General features: G+C 46.9%; 18 protein-coding genes. 7 read left to right on the top strand and 11 right to left on the bottom strand.

The features are described 5' to 3' along the window. Nucleotides 1-38: 38 nt before the first annotated feature. The 5 genes from FJ023_01325 to FJ023_01305 all read right to left on the bottom strand — a co-directional run bounded on the left by FJ023_01325 (nt 39) and on the right by FJ023_01305 (nt 6,125). On the bottom strand, nt 39-1,226 hold the full coding sequence (locus tag FJ023_01325) for a PAS domain S-box protein (protein MBM4445978.1): 1,188 nt from the start codon (nt 1,224-1,226) through the stop codon (nt 39-41). A 353-nt stretch (nt 1,227-1,579) separates the two neighbouring features. After that, nucleotides 1,580-2,743 (bottom strand): hypothetical protein, encoded by a 1,164-nt coding sequence (locus FJ023_01320; GenBank protein MBM4445977.1) that lies wholly within the window; start codon nt 2,741-2,743, stop codon nt 1,580-1,582. A 205-nt stretch (nt 2,744-2,948) separates the two neighbouring features. Then, nucleotides 2,949-3,677, bottom strand: coding sequence for an MBL fold metallo-hydrolase (locus FJ023_01315; GenBank protein MBM4445976.1), 729 nt, complete (start codon nt 3,675-3,677; stop codon nt 2,949-2,951). A gap of 480 nt (nt 3,678-4,157) precedes the next feature. Next, entirely contained in the window at nt 4,158-5,306 is a 1,149-nt protein-coding gene (locus FJ023_01310; protein ID MBM4445975.1) for a 3-hydroxyacyl-CoA dehydrogenase family protein, read from the bottom strand. Between the two features lie 42 nt (nt 5,307-5,348). Further along, nucleotides 5,349-6,125: an enoyl-CoA hydratase gene (locus FJ023_01305; GenBank protein ID MBM4445974.1), complete on the bottom strand. Its 777-nt coding sequence runs from the start codon at nt 6,123-6,125 to the stop codon at nt 5,349-5,351. A gap of 248 nt (nt 6,126-6,373) precedes the next feature. On the opposite strand from FJ023_01305, the gene FJ023_01300 reads away from it, so the two are divergent. Further along, nucleotides 6,374-6,625 carry a translation elongation factor-like protein gene (locus FJ023_01300; GenBank protein ID MBM4445973.1) on the top strand — a complete coding sequence of 84 codons (252 nt, stop codon included), beginning with the start codon at nt 6,374-6,376 and terminating at the stop codon, nt 6,623-6,625. 7 nt (nt 6,626-6,632) lie between these two features. On the opposite strand, the gene FJ023_01295 is transcribed toward FJ023_01300, so the two are convergent. From FJ023_01295 to FJ023_01275, 5 genes are read right to left on the bottom strand one after another with little or no spacing between them, the layout of a single operon-like run. Then, on the bottom strand, nt 6,633-7,103 hold the full coding sequence (locus FJ023_01295; protein ID MBM4445972.1) for a 6,7-dimethyl-8-ribityllumazine synthase: 471 nt from the start codon (nt 7,101-7,103) through the stop codon (nt 6,633-6,635). A gap of 24 nt (nt 7,104-7,127) precedes the next feature. Then, on the bottom strand, nt 7,128-8,345 hold the full coding sequence (locus FJ023_01290) for a bifunctional 3,4-dihydroxy-2-butanone-4-phosphate synthase/GTP cyclohydrolase II (protein ID MBM4445971.1): 1,218 nt from the start codon (nt 8,343-8,345) through the stop codon (nt 7,128-7,130). Nucleotides 8,346-8,352: 7 nt separating this feature from the next. Beyond that, nucleotides 8,353-8,985, bottom strand: coding sequence for a riboflavin synthase (locus FJ023_01285; protein MBM4445970.1), 633 nt, complete (start codon nt 8,983-8,985; stop codon nt 8,353-8,355). A gap of 2 nt (nt 8,986-8,987) precedes the next feature. Continuing rightward, complete coding sequence (gene ribD, locus FJ023_01280) at nt 8,988-10,076, bottom strand: bifunctional diaminohydroxyphosphoribosylaminopyrimidine deaminase/5-amino-6-(5-phosphoribosylamino)uracil reductase RibD (protein MBM4445969.1); 1,089 nt, start codon at nt 10,074-10,076, stop codon at nt 8,988-8,990. A gap of 24 nt (nt 10,077-10,100) precedes the next feature. Beyond that, a complete protein-coding gene (locus tag FJ023_01275) occupies nt 10,101-10,676 on the bottom strand; it encodes a dCTP deaminase (protein MBM4445968.1) in 576 nt (191 codons plus the stop codon). Nucleotides 10,677-10,874: 198 nt separating this feature from the next. Between FJ023_01275 and FJ023_01270 the strand changes: the two genes are divergently transcribed. From FJ023_01270 to FJ023_01255, 4 genes are all read left to right on the top strand, one after another. After that, entirely contained in the window at nt 10,875-12,659 is a 1,785-nt protein-coding gene (locus FJ023_01270) for a glutaconate CoA-transferase (protein MBM4445967.1), read from the top strand. A gap of 144 nt (nt 12,660-12,803) precedes the next feature. Next, nucleotides 12,804-14,000 (top strand): thiolase family protein, encoded by a 1,197-nt coding sequence (locus tag FJ023_01265; GenBank protein MBM4445966.1) that lies wholly within the window; start codon nt 12,804-12,806, stop codon nt 13,998-14,000. A gap of 16 nt (nt 14,001-14,016) precedes the next feature. Continuing rightward, nucleotides 14,017-15,024, top strand: a complete 1,008-nt coding sequence (locus FJ023_01260) for a hypothetical protein (GenBank protein ID MBM4445965.1) — start codon at nt 14,017-14,019, stop codon at nt 15,022-15,024. Further along, on the top strand, nt 14,976-15,239 hold the full coding sequence (locus tag FJ023_01255) for a hypothetical protein (protein MBM4445964.1): 264 nt from the start codon (nt 14,976-14,978) through the stop codon (nt 15,237-15,239). The genes FJ023_01260 and FJ023_01255 overlap by 49 nt, the downstream gene beginning before the upstream one ends. A gap of 58 nt (nt 15,240-15,297) precedes the next feature. Here FJ023_01255 and FJ023_01250 read toward each other — a convergent pair whose 3' ends face one another. Continuing rightward, nucleotides 15,298-15,867 (bottom strand): hypothetical protein, encoded by a 570-nt coding sequence (locus FJ023_01250; protein ID MBM4445963.1) that lies wholly within the window; start codon nt 15,865-15,867, stop codon nt 15,298-15,300. 233 nt (nt 15,868-16,100) lie between these two features. On the opposite strand from FJ023_01250, the gene FJ023_01245 reads away from it, so the two are divergent. Both FJ023_01245 and FJ023_01240 read left to right on the top strand, forming a co-directional pair. Then, nucleotides 16,101-17,528 (top strand): hydroxymethylglutaryl-CoA synthase family protein, encoded by a 1,428-nt coding sequence (locus tag FJ023_01245; protein MBM4445962.1) that lies wholly within the window; start codon nt 16,101-16,103, stop codon nt 17,526-17,528. Nucleotides 17,529-17,540: 12 nt separating this feature from the next. Beyond that, nucleotides 17,541-18,725 (top strand): acetyl-CoA acetyltransferase, encoded by a 1,185-nt coding sequence (locus tag FJ023_01240; GenBank protein MBM4445961.1) that lies wholly within the window; start codon nt 17,541-17,543, stop codon nt 18,723-18,725. Nucleotides 18,726-18,773 lie beyond the last annotated feature (48 nt).

Here is an 18,773-nt window from a genome sequence, read left to right as displayed (position 1 = left end):
GCATCAGCAGTAGAAATGGCGAGTGGGGCCTCGGCCAGTCAGCAAGTCATGGATGGCCACGCCAGCTCAGCAAGTTTTTGCACAAGCTGCTTACGCTCGGTATCATCACGGCTGATTGACCGAAAACCGATTATCTTTCCCTCATTATCACGCAAAAGAGAGACTGAGTTTTCTAAGAATATTTGTGTTCTACCCTTTTTAGTAATTGCAAAATGATACGATTTTAGGGACTCGCCTGTCCGGTAGACTTTATTCCAGGTCTTATACACGCCCTCTACATCCTCCTTGGGCACATAGAAGCGATAGTTCATACCGATTAAATCTTCTTTAGCGCATCCGAATTGGCGACAAATTGAGTCATTGACAAAGGTGATATTTCCAGCAAGGTCTACCTCGTAGTAGCCTTCTTCCATCTCATCCAGCATGGCCCGATATCTCTCCTCCGACCGTCTTAAAGCTTCCTCCGCACGCTTATGTTCAGTAACATCGCGGCCAATACCACGGAATCCGATAATCTCTCCTTGCTCATTCCTTAATAGAGAAGCCGAGGTCTCAGCAATCACAGTGGTACCATTCTTATGAGTGACTTCATAAGTAAGATTTTTGATCGTCTTTCCGGTATTATAGACTTTATTGAAGGCCTGATACACAGCTTCAGCACCCGCTTCGGCTATATGGTCTCGAAAGTTCATTTCTAGCAGCTCTTCTCTAGCGTATCCTAGAAGACGACACAGCGAATCACTAACGAAAGTGAAATTACCATCAAGGTCTACCTCGAAATAGGCATCTTGCATCTCCTTCAAGATAGCCCGATACCTCTCCTCCGAGTCTGTTATGGCTTCTTCCAACCGCTCGTGTTCGATGAGGTCCACAAGGCTTCCCACGGCGGCCTGATTTCCTCTGTATTCAGTTGAGGTGGCTTTCTCTAGTACCCAAATTGCCTTGCCATTACCGTTCTTCTTTCCGTTCTTCTTTATAGGCATGTGCTCATAGGACAGTAGATGGTGGCCATTCGAGTTTTCTGTTGCCTTCTTCCCGACTGCTTCTTTATCATCAGGATAAATGTGATCCAGAGAGTGCATACCTCTCAGTTCTTGCTCTGTATAGCCTTCTAGCTCCTGGCGCAGTGAGTTAACATGCTGAGATTTTTTTCCATTCTGGACAATGTAAATATCTGTCCCAGCACAATGTATCGCAACTTGAGCCAATTCTGCGAAATCGTTCATCTTGAGTTGTTTATTTACCTGCCTCTTTTGTTTAGATGAGTCACCACGTCTGCCTGGTAAGTTCGGTCATTTATCGTTAACTTCATCTAGTTCCAATATACTACCCCATAGGACTATTGTAAATAGCCTAAAGGTAACGTTGTGTATAGTAAAAAGGTAATATGAGGTAATATGAGCTAACAAACGAGGGTACTAGGCTGAACGTTGGTAGCCTGCCACACCGTACCCACCACACATTGCGCCCTAATTGGTAGCTAGGCAAGCTATACAGCTTCACCAGCTTTGCAATGTTGGCAGCGATTCAGAAGCCCGACTCATGGCTAAAAATTACCGGAATTTGCGGCATACTTAAACTACTTTTGAGACTGAAACAAAGAGGTTAACTTCTCGGAAAGCACCACCATGAGTCCCTTTGCCATTTCTATGCCACCGATTACACGTGCAAAATCTGCCTGACCTGGTGTGACCTCTCCACCCAAACTAACAAACTCTGCCGCTGCCTCAGCAACCTTGATACAATTCGAAAGTACTTGCTCAAATTCCTTCTTTGCCTCTTGCAACTCCTTCTGCTTAGGTTCGGACAGATTTTGGACATGGTCCAGCACCGGGCGCAGCTTTAACCCCTCCATCAAGTCCAGGGGTGAAGCTGGCAGTCCATCCTCACCCTTCTTGATAACAATGCTAATAACAGGGAGCGCTTGTTCATACAGCAGCATAAATTCTCGAAACCATTCACTTTCCTCCGCTTTCCGTTTCTCTGATTTGCCTAACCCTACACTTTTCTGCGTACTAGCAGCCACAGCTAATCCAGGACCCCCCGAGCGCTTCCCCCAGCAATTGCGACATATTGGGTGAGTACCAGTCACATAATCACATTCACTGCAAACGTACTGCCCACATCTGGAACATGAATTAACTGCGTCACCATCCGGATGATAAAAACACTTTATCACCACCCCGACATCATCCAACAAGATTGGCTTCTTCACCGTCCACTGACTACTCGTCCTCTCTATCATCACTTTCGCTTCTGCAGGGGCTTCCGGAGGGGCTTTTTCGCTGGCAACGCTGACATCCCTATACTCAAGCTCTTTTGGCTGCCAGTTATTGCCGGGCACATTGAATTGCCCCGTATCAGGCCATCGGTCAGTGACCGGTTCGCTGACAAAATCGCCACCATAGCCGATTGCTCGATTCTCCAAACGGTATAAGATAATAATACAAACCAGCGAAACTAAGGATATTAACAGGCTAATAATAAGATTAGAGTCGCGAACGATACCAGCTAGCGCCCCTGGAACTATAACCAAGAGCAAAAACCATTTACTTCTTGCCTTTTGGCCCAGATACCACCACACTACAATGAAAGCAAAGACAGACAGCGCTAGATTTACTAAAATGAGAATAATAAATATAGGCAAAGCCTGAAGAAACATCGACGTCACCACATCTTCCGAAAGTCCATCCATGCCGGAACCCACTACAGGCGCTAACTCGCCCCAAAACATTGCAAACAATATAGCCCACAAAAACATATTCACAACAAGGGGCAACAGGCTGCTTCCGAAAAAAAGACTCCAGTTAAGATGTCTCTCGAACCAGTTCATCGCAAAGTTCCTGTCCGCTTCCGCCGCAGGTATATATTATTAGATTATACGATAACTCGACTCAAAATAGAATACCTTTTAATTCATCGAACATGACACAAAGCCTATAGGTCTGCTATTTATTAGACTCAGGAGATGGAGCAAGTCTGTCAGCAAAATCAGCGACTGCCTGATGGGCATTTTGCATAATCGGCGAGCCGTGACCGAAGCAGATAATATCGAATTCCAGGACAGCTACTCTCTTGATAGATTGCATCTCCTGAGCTGTATCGACGGTGAACCCCCTGGAGGGCAGCCTTAAGCCAAAGCGGTTAGCGAGCAAATCACCGGCGATGAGCAAATCTTTGCTCTGCAAATATAAGCAGATGCTCCCGGGCGTGTGTCCAGGGGTGTGCAGTATCTTAACGCCACCCAATATTGGCAGTTCATCGCCATCGTTGACCAGCACATCCACCGCCACCGGCTCAGTAGACCACAGCCAGCTAAAACGAGCCAAAAACTTACCCAACCATTGTGGTCTTGCTGGCCCAGGCTGGGGCAAACTGCCGTCAATATACGGAGCATCAGCCGGGTGAGCGATAACTTCTGCTTGCGTAACCCTCTTCAACTCAGCCAGGCTGCCAATATGGTCAGCATGGTGGTGTGTAATGATAATTCTGGTTACGTCAGAAGGAGAATAGCCCAGCTCTTTTATCTGTTCTAATATTCGGTCCGCCCGGCCAAAGAATCCGGTGTCTACCAGCGTCAGCCCATCATCAACCAGGAGGTATGCATTGGCACCCCAAACACCAGCACCCAAAAAGCCGCTGAGCAGATACACTCCGGCTATGATCTGTGTAACCATCACCGACTCCCGCAGACCCGCCTGTCTTCTATTATATTATCTATCGGACAAAAGGACTAGGAAAAGTGGCTGGCAACTATAGCCATTAGTCGTAAGGCGTTTCTACGATTGAAAATCATACGGACGCCCGATTCACTTCAAACGATATAAAGCAGATAATATATCTAGAAGCTCCTAAATAAACTAATTTACTGCTTGATCGTTATAAATAATGAAAGAGGTAACAAGGAGGTAAGGAGATGGAAAGAATCAACAAACTCACAGGCATCGTTTCTCAAGACAAGGGGCTCTTGGGTCTGTTGAGCGGGCTTGTCTTTTCAATTATCGGCCTGTTAAGCGTAGCAGCCGCAGCTTGTGTCTGGTATCTGTAACGATAATGACAAGTGCCCACCTCGAAACCCACGCAACAAATTGGGGCCTACATCAGTAATTTAGATGTAGACCCCGATTTATATTTTAACTCAGTCCTCTAATCCTGGCTCAGATCTTCCCACTCTTTAATGTTTCAGTCGGCTCAAACGTCTTAACGCCAAATTTCTTAGCCAGCTCCTCGCATCTCTTAGCTAGCTTGTCATATCCTATCCCCTTGGCAAGCTGGAATGGGCCGAACGCAGCTCCACCTCCATTAACCATCGCCTTATCAATATCATCTGCGCTCTTTACCACCCCCGCTTCGAGCAACTTCGTGGCTTCATTCACCTGTATAGCAATCAAGTCGGTTGGGTCGAAATCTTCTTTTGCCTTGGACAAGTCTATCTCCGGTCTCCCTTTAGACCAATCGAAAATCCCCTTTCCTGACTTCTTGCCCAGGGTACCAGCATCCATTTTCGCTTTCATCCACTTACGCGGCTTAAAGTCCGGTGACAACCGCTCAGCAAAGTAACTAGCACTATGATAGGCAACATCCAACCCGACATAGTCCATGAGCTCGTATGGACCCATGGGCATGCCCACTTTCCGCATCTTGGCGTCAATTTCCTCAGGGGTAGCCAAGCCTCTTTCAACTATTTCACCAAGGAGAATTCCATTAGGGGCATTGACCCTGTTGTAAACAAAGCCGATGGAGTCTTTCTCAACCCTGACCGGAACTTTGTTCATCTTTAGCGCCAGGTCATAAGCTGTCTTCATCGTCTCTTCGCTGGTCTTGCCTCCCTTTATGACCTCAACGAGCTTCATCAGTACAGCAGGATTAAAAAAGTGCACGCCAACTACTTGCTCAGGTCTCTGGGTAGTGGCGGCGATTTCCGTGATGCTCATATTAGAAGTGTTTGAAGCCAGAATCGCATGTTTCGGTGCTGCCTTGTCCAGCGCTTGAAAAACTTGCTTCTTCAAGTCCATAATCTCAGGAACGGCTTCAATTACAAAATCGGCATCCTTGACAGCCTTGTCTATGTCAACAAAGATCTCAATGTTCGCCAGCATTGCCTTTTTGTTCTCTTCGGTGACCTTCTGTTTTTCCACAAGCTTTTCCAGACTCTCCTTGATTCTGGCAAGGCCCTTATCAACAAATCTCTGTTCAATGTCCCGCATTGCCACCTTATAGCCGGCCAATAACGCTACCTCGGCAATTCCATGCCCCATATCACCCGCCCCCATGACTGCAATTTTTTTGATGTCTTCTACTTTCATTTCAAAAATTCCCCTTTCTATTTGAGTGCCGCATTAGAACGTCTATTCACCTGTGTAAACTGGCTCGCGTTTCTGAATAAACGCTATCATTCCCTCCATAGCGTCTTTTGTCTTCGCAACCCTCTGAGAACCCGCCAGTTCAATCTTCAGTCCTTCATCAGTAGTTGTCTCGAGTCCACGAGCCACTGCATCAAGAATTATCTGCATGGCAATCGGCGCCTTCTTAGCCAGTGCTTTGGCGAGCTCTTTAGCATCTTTTATCAGCTCCTCAGGTTTAGACACCTTAGTTACCAGGCCGATACTTAGAGCCTCGGCAGCCCCGACTCTTGTCGCAAGCAGTAGCATCTCAAGCGCCTTAGTCTTACCCACCAATCTGGGCAACCTCTGAGTACCACCCCAGCCAGGTATGATACCCAGATTTATCTCAGGCTGGCCCATGACCACTTTTTCGGAATCAGCAATTATCCTGAAGTGGCACGCCATCGACAATTCACAGCCACCGCCAAGAGCAAAACCATTTATAGCTGCAATCACAGGCTTGGGGTATTTCTCAATTTGGCTAAATACCACCTGACCTTTGTCCATAGCTTTCTCACCCTCCGGTGTCCCACCTGTCTTTACATCAAAGCCTGCTGAAAAACCTTTTTCACCAGCACCTGTGATAATTAAGGCTCTTATTGTCTTATCTTTTTCAAATTCATTCAGAGCCGCTTCAAGCTCATCTAGGACAGCGAGGTTTATCGGGTTAGCCGGCGGACGGTGCAATGTGATTATACCGATATTCTCTTCACGTTCAACGATCAAATTTTCATAAGCCATAGTATCCTCCTTATTTGAGATTCTTGCGTCTCGCCATGATTACGTTAACAAAATTAATACTATCCCGCCTCCTTTCAACCAAGCCCCTTCGAAACGCTCCTTACTCACAGAACCCCCGAAATGTTAACACCTAATGACTGGGACTGTCAACGTCATATCCGTTTTATGTCAACTCGAAACTATTGATTTATTTAAGCCAGAAACATATACTAAAGGCAAATAAATAAAAAGGAAGGAGGTGACCTTAGATGCCAGAGGTTGAGATTGGGCAGGTAAGCGACTTCTTCGCCAGGCCTGTGGTAGCCGGTATAACACTAACCGGCACATTAAAAGTCGGCGACAAGATTCACATCAAAGGGCACACTACAGACCTTGAATTTACCGTTGAGTCCATGCAGATTGACAACGCTAATGTAACCGAAGGCAAGGCTGGAGATGCCATTGGTGTTAAAGTAACCGACCGTGTGAGAGCCGGGGATCACGTATATAAGGTTACGTAATGGCTTCTCAGCTTCCGATACTTTTAAGCAGGTTTGCCATTTCTATGGCGTTTGATGCTGCCATAAAACCACGATTGCCTACTTTAGCTCCAGCTCGCTCGATAGCCTGCTCCAGAGTATCCGCAGTTATTATGCCTTGAATGACGGGCACTCCGGTATCCATGCTCACCCGAGAGATGCCTCTGTTCACCTCAGAAGCTACATACTCAAAATGTGGCGTGCCGCCGCGAATGACGGCTCCGAGACAAACAATAGCATTGTATTTGCCACTTTCTGCTAGTCTCTTAGCTACCAAAGGAATCTCTAGAGAGCCAGGCGTCCAAGCGACATCTATATCCTGCTCACTAACGCCATGACGAAGAAAAGCGTCTTCTGCTCCATCAAGCAGCCTTGTAGTTATAATTTCATTGAACCGAGAAACAACCACACCAAATTTCAGCCCCTTACCTAATAACATGCCTTCGTATTTCTTAGCCATATAACTTCCTCCTTAACTCACAGCTTAAGCCTCATCGGCTTCATCTACCTTCAACAGATGTCCCAGCTTTTTCTGCTTAGTTTTCAAGTATTCCAAATTGTATGGAGTAGGCGGTGTTCTCAAAGCCACAGTCTCCACTATGTGAAGTCCGTAGCTCTCCAAACCGATTACCTTCTTCGGATTATTAGTCAACAAGCGAATCTTATGTAAACCCAAATCGGCTAATATCTGGGCACCAATGCCATAATCCCTCAAATCAGCATCAAAACCCAGGGCAATATTGGCCTCCACAGTATCTAAACCCTGGTCTTGAAGAGCATAAGCTCGCAATTTATTATGGAAACCTATCCCCCTACCCTCCTGTCGCATGTAAAGAAAGACACCACGCCCCTCGGCAGCAATCTTCTCCATTGCCAATGCAATTTGACCACCACAATCGCAGCGTAGACTGCCGAAAACATCACCAGTAAGGCATTCACTGTGAACTCGCACTAGCACCGGCTCGTCACCAGATATATCGCCTCTAACCAAGGCTACCTGTTCATCTGGATCAACATTGCTCCTATAGGCAATAACGACAAATTCGCCATACCTGGTAGGCAATTTGGCTTCAGCTATCCTTTCCACCAACTTCTCATTGCGACGGCGATAGGTTATCAAATCGGCTATACTCACAATCTTAATTCCAAACTTATCTGCCATCACTTCAAGCTGAGGCAAACGGGCCATAGTACCATCTTCGTTCATAATCTCACAGACAACACCGGCCGGGTAAAGCCCCGCAAACCTGGCTAAATCTACTATAGCCTCGGTATGGCCAGCACGCACCAGCACACCACCCTCTCTAGCTCGAATAGGAAATGTATGGCCGGGACGAGCTAAATCCTCAGGTTTAGTACTGGGGTCAAGTACAGCCTTTACAGTTGCTGCACGGTCATGAGCTGAAATACCACTAGAAGTCTTATGTTTAGCCTCAATAGACACGGCAAAGGCTGTGGAGAACTTCGCCGTATTCTCCTGAACCATCAGTGGGACCCTCAATTCATCTAAGCGGTGACCGATTATAGGCAGGCATATCAGTCCACGAGCATGCCTGGCCATAAAATTAATTGCCTCTGGAGTAATCACTTCCGCAGCAATTGCCAGGTCACCTTCATTCTCACGGTTCTCATCATCAACTATGATGATAAATTTGCCAGCTTTTATATCTTCGATTGCCTCAGGAACAGTAGCAAATCCCATTTGAAATTCACCTCGTTTTTAAGAAGCCATGCTCCTCAAGGAAACCCGGCGTCACACCACGATTATCTCTTTGTTTAAGCCGCTCTATATACTTAGCGAAAATGTCCACCTCAAGATTAACCATATCGCCTGGTTTCCTACTACCCAATGTAGTATGCTCACGGGTGTAAGTCACCACAGAAACCAAAAAGGAAAAATCGTCATAATCAATAACAGTAAGGCTAACACCATCAACAGCGATAAAGCCCTTGGTCACCACATAAGACAGCAAATTAGCCGGTGCTGAAATTCTGGCAATACAAGCGCCCTCTTCAGGCTGTAATGACAGGATTTCCCCAACATCATCCACATGTCCTTGCACAAAATGGCCACCGACGCGTCCTTCAGCCAAAATAGCTCTCTCTAAATTCACCAGGTCTCCATAATGGAGCCTACCAAGATTTGTGCGCTTGATTGTTTCCGGCATAACGTCAACAGAAAAATTATCTTTCCTTATCAATGTCACTGTTAAGCAAGCTCCGTTTACAGATATGCTATCACCTAGCTTGGTGTCTTCAAGCACCTTTTTCGCCTCCATGGTCAAGCGCCCAGGGCTAACCCCCCTAACTATACCAATCTCCTCAATTATCCCAGTAAACATTACTATTTGCCACCCACATAGCCACTGATCAAAAGGTCATCGCCAAATTCTATTATCTTAACCTGGTTTAGATGTAGAGCATCAGCAACCTTGTTAACGCCGTTACCACCGACAGCGCTCTTGGCTTCATCCCCACCAATTATTATAGGCGAAATGAAAGCCAGCACTTTATCTACCAGACCACGGTCGAATAACGAACCGAAAAGTCCGCTCCCCCCCTCAACCAAAACACTGGCGACCTCCCGCTTCCCCAACACGTTCAATAGCTCCTGCAAATCTATTACACCTTTCTTGGCTGGCAATTCCACAATTTCAGCGCCAGCCTTCCTAAAGTCATCCGCCTTTTTCGCATTAAAGGGGGTAGCTACGGCAACGAGAGTTTTTCCTGGTTCTTCAAAAACCCGAGCTGATATTGGTGTCCGACCTCTACCATCAACAATAACCCGCAAAGGCTGCAGCTTGGTCTTACCCCCCCTACCACTGCACCCCCTGGCCGAAAGCTGAGGATCATCAGCAACTACGGTATTTGCTCCCACCATAATGGCATCAACTATATGACGCAGGTAATGCACAAATTTCCGGGATTCTTCGCCACTTATCCATTTAGAATCGCCATTTTGAGTGGCAATTTTGCCATCAAGACTCATAGCGAATTTGGCAATCACAAATGGGATACCAGTAGAAATAAACTTAATGTAACCCTCGTTTAGCTCCCGAGCTCCCTCCTCACAATGACCAACGAACGTCTTAATTCCAGCTTCTTCCAATATTCTTACTCCCTTTCCCGAAACCAAGGGGTTGGGATCGATCAAAGCTATATGAACTTCAGAAATGCCGGCGTCAATTATGGCTTGGGTACATGGTGGTGTACGTCCATGATGGCAGCAAGGTTCTAATGTAACATACAACGTCGCACCTTTAGCCCTCGGCCCCGCCTGTCGAAGCGCCATTATCTCAGCATGGATAGAACCTGGCGGCTGGGTATGACCAAACCCAACAACTAACCCATCTCTAACCAAAACAGCACCTACCGCCGGATTAGGGCTTGTATAACCTAAGGCTAAACCAGCCAATGATAAAGCGCATTCCATGAAATCTCTAGGACGAGCTAGCACTTATGACCCCTTTACAAAATCCTTGTAATACTTACTAGCAGTCGGTTCGGCCTGCCCTTGATATCTACTCCCTAACTCAGCTGCCCCATATAACCTGTCTACAGAAGAGGTTAGCTTAAGGAAAGAGATTTGCCCAATCTTCATCTCATAATAAAGGGTAATCGGCAATTTGGCAACATTGGATAGCTCGATGGTAAGGTGCCCCTGCCAACCCGGATCAACATAACCAGCTGTTGAGTGGATTAGAAGCCCAATTCTCCCCAGAGAGCTTTTCCCCTCAAGTCTTCCAACTATGTCATCTGGCAGAGTAATCGCTTCCAACGTGCTGGCCAGGACAAACTCACCAGGATTAAGGAAAAAAGCATCATCCCCATCAAGCTCTACAAGCTCATGCAAGTGATCCAGGCTACGCCTGACATCTATATAGGCAGGATGCCGTTGCGGTTTAAAAACAATGAGCTTTTTGTCCAAATGAAGGTCAACACTAGCTGGCTGGATGCAATTCGGGATTAGAGGCTCAATAATAATCCTGCCTTTGGCGATCTCGTCTTTAATTGTCCTGTCACTGAGCACCATAGCTTTGAACACATTGTAGCATCAAGCTTCTTCAAAGCGCAAACAACGACATACCAAATAAAATTGACAGCTACGCATGTAGATGCTAACATCTGATAAGCCTGACCTACTTAGACAAATCTCAGTTTGCCTGCACGGATACTCAGGCAAAATTGTGCGACATCAAAGCTGCATCAAAGAAACCATTAACGTACCAACATGGACGCAAAAGAGCTGAGGGCTTTCATAGACTCAAGGTTTCAAGTGCCTGTAGTTGAAGGAGAGGACAAGCTATGCTCGTTGGAGGAAGCCATAAGAAGGCACGTCAAGAAAGGAATGACCATCCATTTTGCAGGGAGAGGTGGAGCCTTATTCTACCAGCTTGTAAGGGAATTCTGGGGTAAAAATCCAGATTTCACCCTTATAAGCAATGGTGTTAGTGTAACCGTGCTCGCCTTAATTCAAGGAAAACTGGTTAAGAAAATCATAACTAGTTACGCCGGTGATGTTTATCCATCACCTGGACCAAACCCCGTTATTCAAAAAGCTTACCTGTCTGGCAAGGTGGAGTTCGAGAACTGGACGATGCTTACCATCCCACAAAGACTTCTGGCTGGAGCAATGGGATGGGGTTTCACCCCCACCAGGTCACTCGTGGGCAGCTCCATGGAGGAGGAAAACAAAGAATCGTTTACCGTCATAGCTGACCCATTTGACCCGGGGGAGAAAATTGGGCTGATGAAAGCTTTAAGACCTGATATAACCTTAGTTCATGGCATTGCTGCAGACCGCTGCGGGAATTTAATAATGACCTATCCCTTGGGACCCGATGTCTTTGGGGCTTGGGGGGCGAAAAACGGAGTTATAGTTAGCGCTGAAAAAATTGTCCCCACAGAATATGTACGCAAACATTCACACCTAGTCCGAATCCCATCCTATATGGTCAAGGCGGTATGCGAGGTGCCTTACGGGGCCCATCCCGGCGGAATGACAAACTGTGGATTACCCGAATTCGAGCACTACTTCGACGACTACGATTTTTTTACTGATGTCAGGAATGCCTCAAGAGATGAGGACAAATTCTTGAAGTGGATAAAAACTTGGATCCTGAGTTGTAAAGACAATGACGAGTACCTTTCAAAAGTTGGCAGAGACAGACTCCTTTACCTGAAACAAAAGGCAGATTCTGACTCGTGGAAAGCTGAGATAACGACTGAAATACCAAAGATCGATTTTAATAGGCAACCAAACCTGGCAGAGAAGATGGCTATAACTGCCGCTCATATCATAGTTGACAAATTCATCATGGGAGAATATAAGACTATATTAACTGGTGTAGGCCTCTCGAACTTAGCTTCCTGGCTAGCTATCCACAGACTTAAAGAAAGAGGGCATGATGTAGATATAATGGCTGAGATAGGCATGTACGGCTATTCGCCGAGGGCGTCAGACCCAACCATATTCAGTTACTATTGCATGCCAACATGTAAAATCCTGAATAATATAGAGACAATGCTTGGCATATTTGTCAGCGGTCCATCTAATCAATGTATAGGTGTCTTAGCAGCCGGCCAGGTGGATAAATTCGGAAATATAAACTCGACAAAAATTCCGGGTGTAACATACCTAGTAGGTTCTGGAGGAGCCAACGATATAGCTACCAACAATAGGGAAACAGTGGTCGTGACTAACTCAGGCAAGTTGAGGCTAGTGGAGAAAGTGCCGTACATCACCTGCCCTGGGAAAAATGTGAAGACACTGGTCACAGATGTCGGCGTCTTCGAAAAGATTGGAGATAAGGAAACCTTTACGCTGACAGCCTATATTCCTTCCCAGGCAAACCAGAAGGCAGAAGAGGCCGTAGCCGAGATAAAAGAAAAGGTCGGCTGGGAACTCGAAGTTGCCCCGAATTTGAAGAAAGCTGAGCCACCGACTGAAGAAGAGGTAACCCTGCTCAGGTTATTCGACCCTAAAGGATTCTTCATAGGATCGAAAGGTGCTTAAGATCAAGGCTCACGGCCAAAACCTAGATGCTTCTTTATGCACGGAACTGACGCCAAGGCGGATAAGAATTCGAAAATATCAATATGGCGTAAAAAAAGGAAACTAGGTGTCGCAAGATAAAAACTAAAGGAGGCAAAAGAATATATGGCAAAAAAAGTTGGAATTGTAGGCGCAGCGGTAACACCTTTTAGAGGCAAATGGTATCAGAAAACCTATTACGAACTGGCCCAGATGGCCACTAGGGAAGCGGTCGCAGATACAGCTATCTCTATCAAGGATGTAGACGCTGTCTTTTACGGAATATACAACGACATCTTCGAAAGGGCTTGTATTCCAGAGCATCCCTTGCAAGGCATATTAGGAATGCAAAATAAGTTTGGCATACGCATAAGTAATGGTGGGGCAACAGGTGCTTATACCTTATCAGCAGCCCATGCTTATCTGGCCGGAGAAAGATTCAAAACCGCTCTGGTCTTGGGCGTGGAGAAGGCTACCGATTGCTTTGATTTTACATCCATGTCAGCAACACCAGAGGTAATCAAGACTATCGCTTGGTCGGGTGATACCTTTTTTGAGCAGAAAATAGGCTGGAGTGCTTCAGATAGCTACGCCGAAGTAGTCTTGGGCTACATGGATGAATATCCAGGCACTCTAAAACCAGAGGTCACTGCTCAGATATCTGCATTGCTCAGCCAACAAGTGAGAGGCAATCCCTATGCCCAAAGACAATTTGACCAGGTAACTCCTGAAGAGGTAATGAACTCGAGGTACATAGTTTACCCCTTCAAAGAGCTGGAGATATGCGTCTATAGCGAAGGTGCCGCGGCTCTAATCCTGGCTGAAGAGGAAACAGCAAAGGTCATAGCCAAGAATAGTGGAAAGCCAATAATCTGGATCACAGGCGTAGGGGAAGCTAATGAACACTCCTTTGCCGGTAAGAATCAGAAAAATATGTCTCACATCGTTTCCGATTACCTCGGTGCCCACCGCGCTTACGAAATGGCCGGCATAAAAGATCCCGTAAAGGCTATACAGATAGTCGAACTCCACGATGCCTTCATTCAACAACTTGAAATCAGTATGGCGGAGTTTGGCTTGGTACCCTACCAAACAGTTGACTCCCTTATCGAAGATGGACTTATATTGCCGGGTGGTAAATATCTGGTCAATCCATGCGGCGGTCTGACCTACTGTGGGCATGCTGTTGGTGCTAGCAACATAATGTCAGTCTGGTCAGCCAGAAACGAGCTAATTAAAAGGAAGCTCAAAACCGCTCTGATACACGGCACAGGAAGCACCGTCGCCCAATATACAGTGTGCGCAACACTGGAACATGAATAATTAAGGAGGTCCAATAATGTCAGAAAAGAGACGAAAAATTATACCGGACGAGTTCATACCAGAAATAAGAAGCAGAGTAATAACTCTTGAGAATCAAGACTACCTGTTACAGAACGATGCAATGTTTACCTTTTATGAGCGAAGCATAGGTGAGCTTTCGCCCTTCTTCCTCGCCATTAAAAACGAAAGGAAAATTCTCGGCTGCAAATGCTCCAAGTGTGGCATGGTCAGGGTTCCACCTATGATGACCCATTGCCCTGACTGCGAGTTCGCACCCACCAAGCCGGTAGAAGTCGGCCAAATAGGCAGGATGAACACAACCCCACCCATTACTTACTTCGCCACTTCACTGTTTCTGGACAAAGCGCCCTTCGGCAGGGGACGTGTAATACTAAAGGGCGCCGATACAGCCCTGAGCGTCATGCTTTACACCACCACAGGAATACTGGTGCCTGGATTAATCAAAAAGGGCACAGAGGTCAAGGTGATCTTCAGAGACGAGCGCGTAGGGCAGATATCAGATATCTACTGTGTGCCCACTTCGGAACTGACTCCACAGCAAGTTGCCAAGGAAGGGCTCCAGGAGTCTGAATTAAACTGGGCAGCACCAAAAGAACCTCAATTTTCTAAGCCAACTGACAAGGACATGGCCAACTACAAACAGTGTCTTAAGGAGATGCTGGCTCTGGCCATTAAGATGAGCCAATCAAAACGCGCTCGTAAAGCGATTGAAGGTTGGAAGCGGAATATCGCGGTGAAGACAAAGGCCAGCGAGTTTGCTATGTACATAGATAACGGCGATTTCAGGATTGAAGACAAGAAGCTAGCGTCTCCCGACTTTGTCATGGCATGTGAAGACCCCAAGACTCTCCTTGACGGGCTGATGTATAAGGGCGCTATTACCGACTCCGTCATAATGAAAAAGCTGTGGATAAGCAAGAATCTGGAGTTCAACACCATTTTCAAACTCGATAGATTGGCTCGATTCTTAGTCATGGAGCAGAAGGAAAAGACAGCGAAGTAATTCAAGTGCACTATACTACTAAAGGATTAGTAGGATTTGAAATCTCTAATCGGAGCAATATAAGGATAACTCCCAACCTTAGACACAAGAAGGGGGAGGAGATTTTCTACAAACTTATTGACAAAGCAAATATCTTCTACACGAACTATCGTGAGAAGATATTGCGAGAGCTAGTTGCTGATTATAAGACGCTATCTAAAACGCGCTCTCCTTAGCCCCTACCTTATTTTACCAGTAGAGCTACATCCAAGCTGTAAAATGCTCAAGTACTCCTTATTTGAATTTTAGGGTATGTGCTATTTCTGAAAATAGCGCTTCATCGTACTTTGCCAGTAGAGACACGGTAGTTATGGCAACTATGACCCATTTGTCGCCCTTCTTAACACCGAGGGCAAAGGTGTCAGCCCCAAATCCTTGAACCTTCCACTTAACCACAGCTTCAGAGGCCGATTTGCCATCCGCCAAAGTCGACGCCCGCTCAGTAGTAATTTTGATATCCGAGCCAGCCGGCGCCAAAGCGGCAGTGAGTGCCTCAGCAAAAGTGGCACCACCCAGGACAGAAATACTCAACGCAGGAACTCTTTTCTCCGCAGCAGCATAAAAAACAGTCGTTGGCTCTTCACTTGGTTGCTGCAGCCATTCCTTAGGGTATTTCACAGAGAAACCACGGTCTGCATTCACATACTCAGCAGCCTCGAACGATAGAGCCGCTGGTTCTCCGGGTGGAGCCGGCGGCTTCTCCGTCTCAGTCGGTTTCTGGCACGTGCATGCCGGCAAGGTAAGGCCTAGAACAAGCAACATGGCAATAAACAGCACCGCGAATTTGTATTTTTTGTTCAACATGACACCTCCTTTAAAACATTAGTCGTGACATCTATCTTTATACATTGCACGGTTGTTGTCAAGTCCCCATGTTAACTCCTCGCGGACCTTGAACCCTGTGTTATAATATGTGAAGCTTCTGGCTGGGACGGATTTTATAAAAACATCTACCTTTTATCCCAAATCAATTTGTGCGCTTTTCTCAGAAAGAAATCAACCTTCAAATAAAGCTTAGGATACAAGGAGGCTTTTTGATGTCAGGAATCATCTCTTACGGAGCTTACGTGCCGCTGTGGCGACTGAGTCGAGATGCCATCGGTGCTGCCTGGGGCAGGCCATCTTTGGGCGGCGAGCGGAGCATAGCCAACAACGATGAGGATACCGTCACCATGGCCATAGAGGCAGTGCTCGATTGCCTCGCCGGAATTGACCGCAACAGTGTTGACGGCTTGTATTTCGCTTCCACTACGGCACCTTTCCGGGAGAAGCAATGTGCCACTTTAGTAGCAGGTGCCGCCGACTTGAAACCAGAGATAGTCACCGCCGATTTTGGTAATAGTCTACGAGCCGGAACCACCGCCCTCAGAGCAGCGTTGGATGCAGTCAACAGCGGTTCGGCACAAAACATAATTGTTACCGCCGCTGATTGTCGTCTGGGATACCCTCGTTCGGATTATGAGCAAAACTTCGGCGATGCCGCAACAGCTCTATTGGTAAGCAAAAATGGAAAGCCAGTTGCCAATGTCAAGGCCAGCTACACAATATCCAACGAGATGTACGATGTCTGGAGACTGGATAAGGACACCTTCGTGCAATCTTGGGAAGACAGGTTCATAATTGAGCACGGTTACATTGAAAATATGTCCAAAGCAATCTCAGGCTTAATGAAAAAGCAGAACCTTGCGGCGGGGTCTGTCACTAAAGCAGTGCTTTACGCGCCTACTGCCAGAACTCAGCAACAGCTTGCCCGACAGCTAGGTTTTGACCCAAAAACGCAACTTCAGGACTTGTTAGTTAACAACCTAGGAGTATGCGGCTGTGCCCATTCATTATTATTATTGGCAGCAGCTCTAGAGGATGCCAAGGAAAGCGACAAACTACTCGTTGCCAGTTATGGAGACGGCAGCGACGCCTTCCTCATCGAAGTCACAGCCGAGGTGGACAAAATCAAAACAGGCAAGCGTGGAGTAAAAGGCTTTTTAGCCTCAAAGCGGATGTTGCCCACCTACGAGAGATACCTAAGTTATCGTGGCATATTGGAACCGCAACCCGGAGAATCTTTCCGTCTCTTTCCATCAGCCAGCGTTAGCTGGCGAGAACGCAACTGGTCTCTTCGCTTTCACGGCAGCAAATGCAAGAATTGCGGTCTGGTCACATTCCCGATACAGCGGGTGTGTTACCAATGCCAATCTAAAGATAACTATGATGAGGTAAGGCTCTCAGATAAAAAGGGGAAGGTGTTCACCTTCTCTTTGGACAACCTGGCTGGCAGAAGTGATGACCCCATAATTCCACAAATGGTCATCGAATCAGAGTTAGAGAATGCGAGAATATACTGCGTAATGACAGATTGTGACCCTAAGGAGATTAAGATCAACATGCCAGTCGAAATGACCTTTAGAAAAATTTACGAAGGGGCCGGCATGTACAACTACTTCTGGAAATGTCGGCCGATAAGATAGGAGGCGAGAGTAATGGAGAGCATAAAAGATAAAGTTGCCATAATAGGTATGGGTTGCACCAAGTTTGGAGAGTGCTGGGACTTAGGCCTTGACGATTTAGCTATAGAGGCTGCCTATGAAGCCTATGAAGATGCCAGCATCGACCCCAAGGACATCCAGGCCTGTTGGTTTGGAACGGTGACTGCCCCGGTAACTGGCATAGGAGCTACCCACGGGGTCAATCCCTTGAAACTGCGCATCCCCATGACACGTGTTGAAAACTGGTGTATTACTGGACACGAAACCTTAAGAAACGCCTGCTTTGGTGTGGCTTCCGGAATGTATGACATTGTATTGGCCCTCGGCGTGGAAAAACTCAAGGATACAGGCTTCCCTGGCCTTGGTACTGGCCGAGGTATGGGGCCGGTATTGGAGGCCCGCCGTACTTCACCAGGCAGCTTTTCGCTCATCGCTACCAGGTATTTCTACACTTATGGACTAAGCCCAGAGGAGGGCAAGACAACTATCGGCAAGATTGCAGTCAAAAACCACAACAATGGCAGCATGTCCCCCAAAGCCCATTTTCGCAACAAGATAACATTAGAGCAGGTAATGAATGCGCCAATCATCGCCTGGCCTCTGGGGCTCTTCGATTGCTGTGGCAACAGCGACGGCGCGGCTGCTGCCATCCTGGTTCCAGCCAGCCAGGCAAAGAAATTCAGAGTTGACCCAGTTTATATCAAAGGTTTAGGACAATCCTTCGACCCCCTGCTACCGCATGCCCGTCCCAAATTTGACTGGCTAAACTGGGACGCTTTGCAAAACTCCTCACGCCAAGCCTACGAGCAAGCCGGGATACGCAATCCTCGCGAAGAGCTTAATATCGCTGAGGTTCACGATTGCTTTACTATCACCGAGCTCATTATTTACGAAAACTTTGGCTTCAGTGCTCAAGGCAAAGCGAAAGAGGACATAGATGCCGGCTTTTTTGAGCTTTTCGGAGGATTGCCGGTAAACGCAGACGGCGGCTTGAAATGCTTCGGTCACCCGGTAGGCGCCAGCGGCCTGAGAATGACATACGAAGTCTATAAGCAAATACAGGGCAAGGCACAAACACCTGAGCGCCAGCTAAAGAACGTCAAACTGGGTTTATCCCACACTTTCGGTGGCCCTCCTCAGGTAAGCGCTGTCGCCATTCTAGGCAGAGATTTGGGATAAAGCTGACGTTAATCTAAGAACAAAGAGATTCTGTTGGGAGGTGAAACA

This window comes from Chloroflexota bacterium (assembly GCA_016875875.1).
Taxonomy (GTDB): Bacteria; Chloroflexota; Dehalococcoidia; order GIF9; family UBA5629; genus 9FT-COMBO-48-23.
Note: the sequence above shows the minus strand (reverse complement) of the source record. Positions and strands in the feature narration are given on the sequence as shown.

What these genes read in the sequence shown, in the direction of transcription:
- FJ023_01315 (MBM4445976.1), bottom strand. Translation starts at nt 3,677, where the DNA reads ATGGTTACACAGATCATAGCCGGAGTGTATCTGCTCAGCGGCTTTTTG.
- FJ023_01285 (MBM4445970.1), bottom strand. Translation starts at nt 8,985, where the DNA reads ATGTTTACTGGGATAATTGAGGAGATTGGTATAGTTAGGGGGGTTAGC.
- FJ023_01310 (MBM4445975.1), bottom strand. Translation starts at nt 5,306, where the DNA reads ATGAAAGTAGAAGACATCAAAAAAATTGCAGTCATGGGGGCGGGTGAT.
- FJ023_01260 (MBM4445965.1), top strand. Translation starts at nt 14,017, where the DNA reads ATGTCAGAAAAGAGACGAAAAATTATACCGGACGAGTTCATACCAGAA.
- ribD (MBM4445969.1), bottom strand. Translation starts at nt 10,076, where the DNA reads ATGGAATGCGCTTTATCATTGGCTGGTTTAGCCTTAGGTTATACAAGC.
- FJ023_01245 (MBM4445962.1), top strand. Translation starts at nt 16,101, where the DNA reads ATGTCAGGAATCATCTCTTACGGAGCTTACGTGCCGCTGTGGCGACTG.
- FJ023_01295 (MBM4445972.1), bottom strand. Translation starts at nt 7,103, where the DNA reads ATGGCTAAGAAATACGAAGGCATGTTATTAGGTAAGGGGCTGAAATTT.
- FJ023_01240 (MBM4445961.1), top strand. Translation starts at nt 17,541, where the DNA reads ATGGAGAGCATAAAAGATAAAGTTGCCATAATAGGTATGGGTTGCACC.
- FJ023_01275 (MBM4445968.1), bottom strand. Translation starts at nt 10,676, where the DNA reads ATGGTGCTCAGTGACAGGACAATTAAAGACGAGATCGCCAAAGGCAGG.
- FJ023_01250 (MBM4445963.1), bottom strand. Translation starts at nt 15,867, where the DNA reads ATGTTGAACAAAAAATACAAATTCGCGGTGCTGTTTATTGCCATGTTG.
- FJ023_01300 (MBM4445973.1), top strand. Translation starts at nt 6,374, where the DNA reads ATGCCAGAGGTTGAGATTGGGCAGGTAAGCGACTTCTTCGCCAGGCCT.
- FJ023_01290 (MBM4445971.1), bottom strand. Translation starts at nt 8,345, where the DNA reads ATGGGATTTGCTACTGTTCCTGAGGCAATCGAAGATATAAAAGCTGGC.
- FJ023_01305 (MBM4445974.1), bottom strand. Translation starts at nt 6,125, where the DNA reads ATGGCTTATGAAAATTTGATCGTTGAACGTGAAGAGAATATCGGTATA.
- FJ023_01270 (MBM4445967.1), top strand. Translation starts at nt 10,875, where the DNA reads ATGGACGCAAAAGAGCTGAGGGCTTTCATAGACTCAAGGTTTCAAGTG.
- FJ023_01325 (MBM4445978.1), bottom strand. Translation starts at nt 1,226, where the DNA reads ATGAACGATTTCGCAGAATTGGCTCAAGTTGCGATACATTGTGCTGGG.
- FJ023_01265 (MBM4445966.1), top strand. Translation starts at nt 12,804, where the DNA reads ATGGCAAAAAAAGTTGGAATTGTAGGCGCAGCGGTAACACCTTTTAGA.